The organism is Azotosporobacter soli (assembly GCF_030542965.1).
Lineage (GTDB): Bacteria > Bacillota > Negativicutes > SG130 > SG130 > Azotosporobacter > Azotosporobacter soli.
In genome coordinates this window covers 32,051-44,559 of record NZ_JAUAOA010000012.1, presented here as the reverse complement: position 1 = coordinate 44,559, position 12,509 = coordinate 32,051, and the positions used below count along the sequence as shown (strand labels likewise).

General features: G+C 51.2%; 11 protein-coding genes. 2 read left to right on the top strand and 9 right to left on the bottom strand.

The genetic code is table 11. The features are described from left to right. Positions 1-31 precede the first annotated feature (31 nt). Positions 32-3,301 (top strand): ankyrin repeat domain-containing protein, encoded by a 3,270-nt coding sequence (locus QTL79_RS11460; RefSeq protein ID WP_346355104.1) that lies wholly within the window; start codon positions 32-34, stop codon positions 3,299-3,301. A gap of 41 nt (positions 3,302-3,342) precedes the next feature. Here QTL79_RS11460 and noc read toward each other — a convergent pair whose 3' ends face one another. From noc to rpmH, 9 genes are all read right to left on the bottom strand, one after another. Beyond that, positions 3,343-4,239 (bottom strand): nucleoid occlusion protein, encoded by an 897-nt coding sequence (noc, locus tag QTL79_RS11455; protein ID WP_346355103.1) that lies wholly within the window; start codon positions 4,237-4,239, stop codon positions 3,343-3,345. 69 nt (positions 4,240-4,308) lie between these two features. After that, positions 4,309-5,040, bottom strand: coding sequence for a 16S rRNA (guanine(527)-N(7))-methyltransferase RsmG (gene rsmG, locus QTL79_RS11450; RefSeq protein ID WP_346355102.1), 732 nt, complete (start codon positions 5,038-5,040; stop codon positions 4,309-4,311). Next, positions 5,037-6,917: a tRNA uridine-5-carboxymethylaminomethyl(34) synthesis enzyme MnmG gene (mnmG, locus tag QTL79_RS11445; protein ID WP_346355101.1), complete on the bottom strand. Its 1,881-nt coding sequence runs from the start codon at positions 6,915-6,917 to the stop codon at positions 5,037-5,039. The genes rsmG and mnmG overlap by 4 nt, the downstream gene beginning before the upstream one ends. 27 nt (positions 6,918-6,944) lie before the next feature. Continuing rightward, the gene (gene mnmE, locus QTL79_RS11440; RefSeq protein ID WP_346355100.1) at positions 6,945-8,330 is read right to left on the bottom strand and encodes a tRNA uridine-5-carboxymethylaminomethyl(34) synthesis GTPase MnmE; all 1,386 of its coding nucleotides are present in this window, start codon (positions 8,328-8,330) and stop codon (positions 6,945-6,947) included. 81 nt (positions 8,331-8,411) lie between these two features. After that, entirely contained in the window at positions 8,412-9,035 is a 624-nt protein-coding gene (gene jag, locus QTL79_RS11435) for an RNA-binding cell elongation regulator Jag/EloR (protein ID WP_346355099.1), read from the bottom strand. A 19-nt stretch (positions 9,036-9,054) separates the two neighbouring features. Beyond that, positions 9,055-9,690 (bottom strand): YidC/Oxa1 family membrane protein insertase, encoded by a 636-nt coding sequence (locus QTL79_RS11430; RefSeq protein ID WP_346355098.1) that lies wholly within the window; start codon positions 9,688-9,690, stop codon positions 9,055-9,057. 44 nt (positions 9,691-9,734) lie between these two features. Beyond that, complete coding sequence (gene yidD / locus QTL79_RS11425) at positions 9,735-9,941, bottom strand: membrane protein insertion efficiency factor YidD (protein ID WP_346355097.1); 207 nt, start codon at positions 9,939-9,941, stop codon at positions 9,735-9,737. Positions 9,942-9,952: 11 nt separating this feature from the next. After that, positions 9,953-10,303, bottom strand: a complete 351-nt coding sequence (rnpA, locus tag QTL79_RS11420; RefSeq protein WP_346355146.1) for a ribonuclease P protein component — start codon at positions 10,301-10,303, stop codon at positions 9,953-9,955. Positions 10,304-10,333: 30 nt separating this feature from the next. Then, positions 10,334-10,468 (bottom strand): 50S ribosomal protein L34, encoded by a 135-nt coding sequence (gene rpmH, locus QTL79_RS11415; protein WP_346355096.1) that lies wholly within the window; start codon positions 10,466-10,468, stop codon positions 10,334-10,336. A 498-nt stretch (positions 10,469-10,966) separates the two neighbouring features. Here rpmH and dnaA point away from each other — a divergent pair, with 498 nt between their 5' ends. Then, positions 10,967-12,436: a chromosomal replication initiator protein DnaA gene (gene dnaA, locus QTL79_RS11410; RefSeq protein WP_346355095.1), complete on the top strand. Its 1,470-nt coding sequence runs from the start codon at positions 10,967-10,969 to the stop codon at positions 12,434-12,436. Positions 12,437-12,509 lie beyond the last annotated feature (73 nt).

Sequence of the window (12,509 nt, the reverse complement as noted above, 5' to 3'; positions counted from 1 at the left end):
TATCATTGTGTAATAAAAAGGGGACTATTCCATGGCAGACGAAACATTAAACCGAAAAGAGCCCGCATCCGAAAAGCAGGCGTCTTCTCAGCCACAAAACAACTCGATTGCTGCACCGGCTGTTTCATCTGAACAACAGCCGGTGCTTTCGCCTGCCGAAAATTCGGTAAGCAACCCGACCGATGATCCGAACAAAGCGCTAACTCCCGACGACATCGCAGCTTTGCTTGCTTCGATGGAACCGGAAACGCCTGCGCCTGTCCCTGCAGCAGAACCGGTAGACCCTAATAAGGCGATGAGTCCCGATGATATCGCCGCTTTGCTCGCCTCGATGGAACCGGAAGCACCTGCAGCAGCAGCACCTGCTTCTGTGACGGAAGATCCGGTCGATCCGAATAAAGCAATGAGTCCCGACGATATCGCCGCTTTGCTCGCTTCGATGGAACCGGAAACGTCTGCAGCAACAGCGCCTGCTCCCGCAGCACAAGAACCGGTCGACCCGAATAAAGCGATGAGCCCCGATGATATCGCGGCTTTTCTCGCCTCGATGGAACCGGAAGCACCTGCAGCAGCAGCACCTGCTTCTGCAACAGAACCTGTAGACCCTAATAAGGCGATGAGTCCCGATGATATCGCCGCCTTGCTTGCTTCTATGGAACCGGAAGCACCTGCAGCACAGGAAGCTCCTGCAGCACAGGAAGCTCCTGCCCCTGCAGCAGAACCGATTGATCCGAATAAAGCGATGAGCCCTGACGATATCGCCTCTTTGCTTGCTTCGATGGAACCGGAAGCGCCTGCAGCAGCGGCAACCCCTGCTCCTGTAGCAGAGCCAATCGATCCGAACAAAGCGATGAGTCCTGATGATATCGCCGCTCTGCTTGCCTCAATGGAACCCGAATCTGCCGCAGCTCCCGTAGAGCCTACAGCAGCAACGCCGGCTCCTGTAGCAGAAGAACCGGTCGATCCGAATAAAGCAATGAGTCCCGACGATATTGCGGCTTTGCTCGCCTCGATGGAACCGGAAGCACCTGCTGCTCCCGCAGAGCCTGCAGCAGTAGCTCCTGCCCCTGTGGCGGAAGAGCCAGTCGACCCGAATAAAGCGATGAGCCCGGACGATATTGCAGCTTTGCTCGCTTCGATGGAACCGGAAGCACCTGCTGCTCCCGCAGAGCCTGCAGCAGCAGCTCCTGCCCCTCTGACAGAAGAGCCGATTGACCCGAATAAAGCGATGAGTCCCGATGATATTGCGGCTTTGCTCGCCTCGATGGAACCGGAAGCGCCTGCAGCGGCAGCACCTGCTCCTGTCGCGGAAGAGCCAGTCGACCCGAATAAAGCGATGAGCCCCGATGATATCGCGGCTTTGCTCGCCTCGATGGAACCGGAAGCGCCTGCAGCGGCAGCACCTGCCCCTGTCGCGGAAGAGCCGGTCGACCCGAATAAAGCGATGAGTCCCGATGATATTGCCGCTTTGCTCGCTTCGATGGAACCGGAAACACCTGCAGCAGCAGCGCCTGCTCCTGTCGCGGAAGAGCCGCCTGCCCCGATGGTTGATTCTTCCACTACGTCTTCCGCTAACGCGGCGGAAGACCCGAATAAGCAAATGAATCCGGACGATATTGCCGCTCTCCTTGCTTCGATGGAAGCCGAACCGGAAGCAAAACAAGCAACGCCGGAAGAAGAACCGGCTGCGCAGCGCGAAATTGCAACGACAGCTCCTGCTGCAGATGAAGCTTCCGCTGACCCCAACAAACAAATGAGTCCCGACGATATTGCCGCTTTGCTCGCCACGATGGAGCCTATAAAAGAAACGGCTGAAACAACGTCGGCACAAGCGCCGGAAATCGAAAGTCTGCTCGACGAGCCCCTTGAGAGCACTGCCGTCTCTAAAGATAAGGACGAGGCGCCAGAAATCGACCACTGGGAAATCAAAGAACTTGTCAATAATGTAATCGCTTCGCATGAGGCAGAGCAAAAGACAGCGGCTAACAGCGCCGAAACGGCGGCTCAGCCAACGGTCTGGAAACGCTTTTCCCTTTGGCTTGCCGCTTTATTTTCCGACGATGCCAAGACAGCCGAGGCCGAAACGGCTCCGGCTTTACCTGCCGAAACAACGCCTGCCGAAGCCGAAGAAGGCACTGCCGTAGAAACGCCGGAAGCAGCGGCAGCCACGCCGCTTAAAGGGAAAAAACGTTTGCGCATGGCTTTCAGCAAACGCGGCGTCCTCTTTGTCATGGCCGGTTTAATCAGCGTTGCCAGTATCGGCGGTTTCCTCGGCTACCATTCGACCAGGCTGGCTTCCGATTCGATGTCGCCCTTAGATAAGATCGTCAACCTCGGCGTCACTTTCGAAGAAAAAAGTATGGTGCAGATTGCCGCCAAGGGCAATAAGGAAATGGTGAAAGCCTTCATTGACGCCGGAATGGACGTCAATGCTGTGCGCAAAAGCGACGGTTGGACGCCTTTGATTTCCGCCTCCTTTTACAAACAGCCGGAGATTGTCCAACTTTTGCTGGGTGAAGGAGCCAATCCCAACTTGCAGGATAACATCGGGCGGACCGCCTTGATGCAGGCAGCCAGCGTCGGTGCAGAGAGCATTGTCCGCTTATTGCTCGACCAGGGCGCCAACCCGAATGTCCAGGATAAGTTTGGCCGTACGGCGTTAACAGACGCCTACCGGAAAAGCGAGGCAAAAATTGCCGAACTCTTAAAAGCCGCCGGAGCCGATCCGAATCTGCAGCCGGAAACACGTCCGCCGCTAGCGGCAGGATCAACGTTACCGCCAGGTTTCCCTGCCGGTAAGTTCGGCGCCCCGAATACCGCCAACCAGCCGGTTAATGAGTTTTCTTTGACAGTCGGCAAGGCCGGCGCGATCAATATCGGCATGGCCTTAGAAGACTTGCAGAAAAAATATTCCAATGTCTTGATCAATACGGAGCTTATCAACGGCGAGCGAACCACCTTAGCGGTACTTTATCTCGACAGCAGCAAAAAAACACCTGCCGTGAAAATGGAATTGTCGAACGGGAAGATTAAGTTGGTTTCCACCATTCACATCTATGACTCGCGTTATAAAACCGATAAACAAATCGGTCCCGGCTCCAGCGTTGAAGACGTGCGTTCCAATTACGCGATCAGCGATATCCGCATTATCGACGGTACTCCGTTCCTGGTCGTAAAAAGCATGCGTATGATGTGCGAACTGGACGTCACGAAGGATTCTTCCATTGGCAGCTGGCTGCAAGACGGAAGCATTTCCTCATTACCGGGCGATATGAAAATCAAACAACTGCTGCTCTACTAAAAAAAAGCCGTTTCAGATGCAAGATCTGAAACGGCTTTTTTTTATTTCTTTCCTGTTTTGGGGATTTTGAGATTGATATGGATGTACTCTTCATCCTGTTCCTGTTTTACTTTCACTTTAAAGCCGGTTTTCTTCATCTCGCCGACTACCGTATTGATCGTATTCAAGAAAATCCTCACGTCGCGAACCATCTTAACCATTTGACGCTTCGGCGCTTTCTTTTCTTCCACCTGACTTGCAATATCCTCTAAAAACTCTTCGATCAACTCTTCCGACGCTCTTACGTTCAGCCCCCGCTGACAAATCAAATCCAGCACTTCCTGCTGCAAATTATCATCTTCCAACTTCAGCAGCGCGCGTGCATGGCGCTCCGTCAGACCTTCGCGGGCCAAGATCGTTCTGACCGGCGCAGAGAGTTTCAAGATCCTCAGCTTATTCGCGATCGTGGATTGCTTCTTGCCCATCCGCTTCGCCAATTCTTCCTGCGTCAGAGAAAAATGCTGCAATAACGATTGATAGCCTTCGGCTTCTTCCAGGTAATGCAAATCTTCGCGCTGAAGATTTTCAATCATCGCCAGTTCAGCCATTTCCTTGTCGTCAAAGTCACGAATCAAGACCGGCACCTCTGTCAAGCCAGCCAAAAGAGAGGCACGCAAACGCCGTTCCCCGGCTACCAGTTCATAGCCCTGTTCCCGCCTGCGTACAATCAGAGGCTGTAAAATGCCGTACTCGCGAATCGATGCGGACAGCTCGGCCAACGCTTCTTCGCTAAACGTTTTCCGTGGTTGGAAAGGATTGGCGTTAATCGTTTCTATTTCAACCAATTGGCTGTCCGGCGCGCCGTCTTTTTCCGTCAGCGTCATTTCGGCAGGAGACAAATTCGTTGCCTCAGCTCCCTCGGTCCCACCAATTCCAAGTAATCGGGCCCAACGTTTCATTCCTACACCGCCTTATTCCGATAAGCGGGGCGCTTTCCCGCACTCTTTCGTTTATTCTGCAAAGAAGCGTTAACTTCCTTCGCCCAGCAAAGGCTTTTTCTCCGGCAAGCCTGCCTTCCTGGGATAAGTGGCCGCCGTCTTCTTTATCTTGCGTATATATAAGACCGCCCGGATATCTTCTAAGCCCGGCAATTGAACCGGCTGGACTTTTTCCAGCTTGCCGCCCAGCAAAGAAATGGCGTATTGCGCTTCTTCGATTTCCTCTTTATACTGTGCGCCCTTTAAAGCGACAAAATAGCCGCCAGGCTTGACGAACGGCAGACATAGCTCAACAAGTACAGGCAAGCGCGCTACAGCGCGGGAGACCGCAACCTGGAACATTTCCCGCAATTTCTTATCCCGCGCGCCGTCTTCGGCGCGATGATGCACTAAACGGACATCGTCAATGCCGACCTCTGCTAAAACCGTCGCTAAAAAGGTAAGACGTTTTTGCAAACTGTCCAATAAGGTCAGCTGCAAATCCTCACGATATATTTTCAGCGGTAAGCCGGGAAAACCGGCGCCGGTTCCGACATCGATCACGCTCGCTCCAGGCAGAAAAACGTCCGGATCAAGGCAAGTCAGTGAGTCAATCATGTGCTTCAGCGCTACCTCATCGGCCTGCGTGATCGCGGTCAAGTTCATTTTTTCATTCCACTCCACCAGCAGTTGAAAATAACGCTCGAACCCCGCCAATTGTTTTTCATCTAACACAAGCGCCGCCTTAGCCGCCTCTTCTTGCAAAAATTGTTTGAAATTCACGCTTTCTTATCCTCCCGCCGCCGCTGCTCCAGATAAACCAGCAAAATCGAAATATCCGCCGGAGAAATGCCGGAAATCCGGGAAGCCTGACCGACAGACGACGGCCTGATTTCCTGGAGTTTTTCCCTCGCTTCGCCTGCCAAACCTTGCAGCTTCGTATAATCCATATCAAGCGGCAGCTTTTTCGCTTCCAGTTTCGCCGTGCGCTCGACCTGCTCAATTTGCTTGCTGATATAGCCTTCATACTTTGCCGTTATCTCAATCTGTTCGCATACATCCTTCGCCACGACCGGCAAGTCAAAATGCTCCTGCAGCATCGCATAGGACAATTCCGTACGGCGCAACAAATCAAGCAGCGTGATTCCCGTCCGAAGCGGCGAAGTGTTCAAGCGGGAGAAAATCTCCTGTACCTGCGGCGTCGGCGTAATCGTACGCTTTCGCATCAGCTCCAGCGTTTCCTGGATCGTTTTCTTCTTTTCTTCAAAACGCCGGTAGCGATCCTCTTTTACCAATCCGACGGCGCGCCCCTTTTCCGTCAGGCGCATGTCGGCATTGTCCTGGCGCAGCAGCAAGCGATATTCCGCACGCGACGTCATGATCCGGTACGGCTCATTCGTCCCTTTTGTCACCAAATCATCGATCAAAACACCGATATACGCATCCGCGCGCGACAAAATCAGCGGCGGTTTGCCCTGCACCTTGCAGGCGGCATTGATTCCCGCCATCAATCCCTGCGCGGCCGCTTCCTCATAGCCCGACGTCCCGTTGCTCTGGCCCGCCGAGAACAGACCGCCGATATCTTTAAACTCGAGCGACAAATCAAGTTGCGTCGGATCAATGCAATCATAATCGATCGCATAACCCGGCCGCATAATCTTTACCTGTTCTAAGCCCGGTATTGTCCGCAAAAATTCATATTGCACATCGATCGGCAGACAGGTCGACATGCCCTGCACATACATCTCATTCGTATGCATCCCTTCCGGCTCGACGAAGAGCTGGTGGCTCTCCTTATCCGCAAAACGGACGATCTTCGCCTCGATCGAAGGACAGTAACGCGGCCCGACGCCCTCTACCACGCCCGTATACATCGGCGCACGATGCAGATTATCCTGTATAATCCGGTGTGTACGCGGATTCGTATACGTCAGCCAGCAGGGATGCTGTTCGCGCGTCTTTATGTCGCTCATAAAAGAAAAATTATGCGCTTCCTCATCGCCCGGCTGAATGATCATCTTCGAAAAATCAACCGACCGCTGATCGACCCGCGCAGGCGTTCCCGTCTTAAAACGCATGATGCGAATGCCGAGTTTCTTCAAACATACGCTCAGGTTCTCGGCCGCCCTTTGTCCGTTCGGCCCGCCGGGATAGACGGTCTCGCCTAAGATGATCTTCCCCGCCAAATACGTCCCTGTCGCCAAAATAATGCAGCTCGCCTGATAGGTCTCGCCCGTTTCCACGCGGATTCCGCATATCTTGCCGTCTTCGAGCAGGATTTCTTCCACCAAAAGTTGCTTGACGTCCAGCTTTTCCTGATTTTCTACGGTTTCTTTCATCAGAGCCTGATAGAGATGCTTATCCGCCTGCGAGCGAAGCGCATGTACCGCCGGCCCTTTGCCGGTGTTGAGCATCCGCATCTGGATGCAGGCTCTGTCGGCAGTAAGCCCCATTTCACCGCCCAACGCGTCGAGTTCGCGCACCAAATGACCCTTTGCCGGTCCGCCGACGGACGGATTGCAGGGCATCATCGCGATATTATCCATATTCAACGTCGTCAAAAGCGTACGGCAACCCATGCGAGCCGCGGCCAAAGCCGCTTCACAACCGGCATGTCCCGCTCCGACGACAACTACATCATATTGATCTGCGCAAAACATTGTTCTTCGCTCCTTACCTCAAGAAAACTACTTCCCGATACAAAACTGACTGAAAATCTGCTGGATGATATCTTCGCCCACGGTATCGCCGGTAATCTCGCCCAGACTTTCCCAAACGGAACGCAGGTCGACCACGACAAAATCCGGCGGCAAGCCGGCATCGATCGTCCTGAGCGCATCCTTTGCCTGTTCGCTCGCCTTTTCCAGCAAATCAGCCTGGCGAACATTCTGCAAAAACGCATTTTCCTTCGGGCTGACCGCGCCACTGTAAACCAGCTTGACGATCGCCTCTTCGAGTTCGTCTAGCCCGCTGCCGTCAAGCACCGACAGCTTCAATATTTTTTTACCCGCTATTTCCTGCTGCAAATCCGTCTCTTGCCAAAGCGGCGGCAAATCGCTCTTATTCAGGATAATCATCGCCTCTTTGCCTTCGAGCAATCGCAGCACTTCTTTATCTTCGTCCGTCAGCGGCGCCGACGCATCGAGCAGCAGCAAGATCAGATCGGCCTTCTCGATCAGCGCGCGTGCACGCTCCACGCCAATTTTTTCGACGATATCTTTCGTCTCGCGAATCCCTGCCGTATCGACGATCTTCAGCGGGATTCCACGGATGCTGACGCTTTCTTCGATGATGTCGCGCGTAGTCCCCGGAATATCGGTGACAATCGCGCGCTGTTCACGCAACAGCGCATTTAAGAGACTCGATTTTCCTACATTCGGTTTGCCGATGATCACCGTCTCTAAGCCCTCGCGCAAAATACGGCCCGTCTTGCGACCGGCCAGTAAATGGTCCATCTGCGTGAGCAAAGCCGTCAAACGCGAGCGTACCTCTTGCGTCGTCAACTCATCGATATCTTCTTCCGGAAAATCGATCGTCGCTTCCAAATGCGCAATCAACGCCAAGATTTCATGCCGCATTTCCTTTACTTTGGTCGACAGACTGCCTTGCAACTGGCCGAGCGCCATGCTAAGCGACGCATCGCTCTTGGCCCGGATCAGATCCATGACCGCTTCCGCCTGCACCAGGTCAAGACGACCGTTCATGAAGGCCCGTTTCGTGAATTCGCCGGCTTCCGCCAAACGCGCACCATGGCGCAGCGTAAGTTCGAGCGTACGCCGCAAAGGAACGGGACCGCCATGGCAATGAATCTCTACGACATCTTCTTTTGTATAGGAGCGGGGAGAACGCATGACCACAAGCATCGCTTCATCAACCGCCTGACCGGATAGCGAATCGACGACCTTTCCGTAGGTCAGCTGATGGCTGGCCAGCTGCGCGACCGGACTTTTGTTCGTCGGCTTGAAGAGATTTTCCGCCACTTTTACGGCATTAACGCCGCTAAGACGAATAATTCCTATGCCGCCTTCGCCTACGGCCGTAGCAACGGCGCTGATGGTATCTTCCTGGAACATACTAGCTTCCTCCCGCTTATCATGCAAAATAGGGATAAAACCCAGTAATAAACCTTATTACTGGGTTTTTAAACACTTCGTTCAATTTTTAAGGGCAATGACCACTTTGCGAAAAGGTTCTTCCCCTTCGCTATAGGTGCTAACGCGCCAATCTTCTTGCAACGCCATATGAATGATCTTGCGCTCGCTCGGCGTCATCGGTTCAAGAACCACCGTCTCGCCGCTTCGCTTAACCGTGCCGGCCAGGCGCTGCGCCAGGCGCGTCAACGTGTCGGCACGACGCTGGCGATACTGTTCCACATCAAGAATGACTCTGACTTTTTCTTCCGCATCACGGTTCGCAGTCAAATTGGTCAAATACTGCAGCGCATCGAGCGTTTGTCCATGCTTGCCAATCAGTACGCCCAATCCCTCGCCGCGGATATTGAAAACCGTATGATCCTCTTTCGTTAGCTGGTCCACCTCGATAGCAAGGCCCATCGCCTCACAAACCTGAATCACGAATTCCCGGGCTACGGCCATCGGATCAATCGGCTTCACTTTCACGCCGATTCTGGCCATGCGCCCACCAATCAAACCAAACAATCCTTTACTGGGTTCTTCCAGCACTTGATAGTCGACCCGCTCCGGCGGCACTTGCAATTCTGCCAAGGCCAGTTCCAAAGCTTCTTCAATGGTTTTTCCGGTCTTTTCCACATAATTCATGGTGTCCCTGATCCTCCCCTTATGCTTTGGCTCCCGTACCTCTGTACATGAACCACTGCTGAATGATCTGGAAGATATTGCTTACCACCCAGTACAGTACAAGACCCGCCGGGAAAGTGATGCTGATATAGCCGATAAAGAGCGGCATGAACATCAACATCATCTTACTTTGCTGGTTGCTCGTATCCGTGACTTGTTTTTGCGAAAAATAAGTCGTTATCGCCGATACGATCGGCAATACATAGGTGGGATCCGCGTCAGAAAGATTAGCGAGCCACAAAAAGCTAGGCGTCTGCTCATACGTAAAATCACGGATCGCGAAAAAGATGCCCATCAGAATCGGCATTTGCACGAGCATCGGCAGACAGCCCGATAACGGATTGACGCCGGATTCTTTATACATCATCGCCATTTCTTTATTCATTTTTTCCGGATTTTCCTTAAACTTGGTCTGAATCTCTTTCATCTTAGGCTGCAATTCAGACATCGCTTTCATTGATTTAACCTGTTTGACCGTTAACGGATATAAAACAAGCTTTATCATCAAGGTAATCAAAATAATCGCCACACCATAATTCGCGTAGCCGAGTTTTCCGGTTAATTCATAGCACAGCGTCAACAAATGCTGCAGGGGAATGGATATCCAATCGATCAAACTGCTCACGTCCTCAACAATTTCTAATTACTCATCTATTATAACTAAACCGGATCATAACCGCCAGGATGAAAAGGATGGCAACGCAAAATACGCCCCAAAGCCTTCTTGCTTCCGCGCCATGCTCCGTAAGTTTCAATCGCTTCAATGGCATACTGCGAACACGTCGGCACAAAACGACAAGTAGGCGGTTTGAGCGGTGAAATGAATATACGGTAGAAATTAATTACTACTATGAATATCCGTTTCATCGTCATACCGCCTACTTGTTCAAAATTTTTGCCCTAAGACATAAATCCAAAAAAGCATTCACCGTTTTCTGCAAATCAGCCTCTATCAAAGCCTGTCGACCGACTAACACCATATCAAAGCCCGGTTTAACCCGGAACTGTTGCAAGCGATACGCTTCGCGCAAAAGACGTTTAACCCTGTTGCGCACCACCGCATTGCCCAGGCGTTTGCCAGCGGCAAACCCGATACGACTGATTGCCTGTTCATTAGGAACAAGATGAAGAACAGCCATCCGATTGGCAACAGATCGTCCCGTTCTGTAGACGGTCTGAAATTGGCTGTTATCATGCAAGCGCCCACTCTTAGGCAATTTATATTTCATTGACACGGAAAGGCCTTTTGGATCGGCCTACTACGCAGACAGTTTCTTTCTGCCTCTGGCGCGTCTTCTTTGCAGAACGAGGCGACCGCCTTTGGTTTTCATACGCTCACGGAAACCGTGGGTTCTTTTTTTCCAAAGATTATTTGGCTGATATGTGCGTTTCATGTATTCCCACCTCCTTACTAAATAAAGCACACAGAATTCTCACTGTACAATACCTTGTTTTTAACTATTACAGATTATAGACCAGCCGGGAAACCATGTCAAGCCTCTTGGCGCAGGCTATTCGTTTTACTTGTGGATAACATTCCTATTCTTATTCCCATTTATCTAAATTATTGTTGATAACTCTCCCGTTTTTTGTTAATATAAAACCTGCGAGTTATCCCCATAATCCACATAAATTTCGATCTTATCTACATAATATAATATTTATTCACATTTTTATCAACAACTTTGCAAAAACAGTCGATTCCCGGTAAACACCGGCCTCTTTTCTTCTGTTAGTCTTCGTCAGTTGTCTTTTTTTTTCGCTATCGAGGCATTACCGCCCCATATTTATCAACACTTGTGTATAAACCTGTGGATAACTTATCCCCTTGTTCATTATTTCTGTTAATATCATTTTTATTCGCACCATACAGCCTGGAAAGGAATGACCATATGGAAAATTTAGAAGCCTCAATAATATGGGAACAAGTTTTACAAAAACTAGAACAAGAATTGTCCAAGCTCGTCATTGATACCTGGCTTAAGCCGACCACGCCTATATCCATCAGTGACAGTGCGCTGCGCATCGGAACGCCGAAAAGAATCATCAAGGAATGGCTTGAATCACGCTATCTCCCGATCATTACGGCAACAGTCAATTTCATTACCGGCAAACAGCTGGTTGTTGAATTCATCAATTTGGATCTTGAAGACGAAAAAAATGAAGCGCAAACGACCATGGCCGCCGCCGATATTCCTCTTCCCCCTCCCTCCACGGCGCCATCGGCTTATGCCTACGGTCAATCGCCCTCTTCTTTTCCGCCTCCGGTTCCTCCTGCCCGAGCTTCTGAAGAAGGCCGGTCTTTTCCTGTTTCCCAACTTGGTTCTGATGATGCGCGCGCGATTTTAAATCCCAAATACGTATTTGAAACCTTTGTCATCGGCAACTCCAACCGCCTCGCTCATGCCGCGTCGCTGGCCGTCGCCGAAGCTCCGGCTCAGGCATATAATCCTTTTTTTGTTTACGGCGGCGTAGGACTGGGAAAAACCCATCTGATGCATGCCATCGGGCATCGCATCCTGCAAAATCATCCTGACTTGAAATTGATGTATATATCAAGCGAAAAATTCACGAATGAACTGATCAATTCGATTCGCGACGGCAATCCGGAAAGTTTTCGGCAAAAATATCGCAACATTGACGTCCTGCTTGTGGACGATATTCAATTCCTCTCGAAAAAAGAACATACGCAGGAAGAATTTTTCCATACCTTCAATACCTTGCATGAAGCGAACAAACAGATCATCATCTCCAGTGACCGACCGCCAAGGGAAATTCAAACGCTGGAAGACCGTCTGCGTTCACGTTTCGAGTGGGGCTTGATCACCGATATCCAGCCGCCTGATCTTGAAACGCGCATCGCGATCTTGCGCAAGAAGGCGATGCTCGAAAACCTTAATGTCTCAAATGACGTCATGGTCTATATCGCCAGCCGCATCGACAACAACATCCGTGAACTCGAAGGCGCGTTAATCCGCGTCATGGCCTATGCTTCCCTGACCGGTCAGGATATCAGTATTGATTTGGCTACCGAAGCGCTGAAAGATATTTTCCCGCACGGCAAGCCGAAACAAATAACAATTGAATTGATCCAGGAGGTCATAGGTACCTACTTCAAGGTAAGACAAGAGGAATTGCTGGCCAAGAAACGGACGCGCAATGTCGCCTATCCAAGACAGATTGCAATGTATCTGGCCCGCGAACTAACCGAAACCTCCCTGCCGCGCATCGGCGAGATGTTCGGCGGACGCGATCATACAACGGTCATTCACGCCCATGACAAAATTGCCCGTGAACGAATAGCCGATCCGAAATTAGGTACGACAATCAAAGATCTGATCGCTAAAATAGAAAACTCCTAACGGTATAACTCTGTGGGTAAGCCATAGCATATCCTGTCAGCCATATGTTAATAACATTTTCCACATTTTTTTC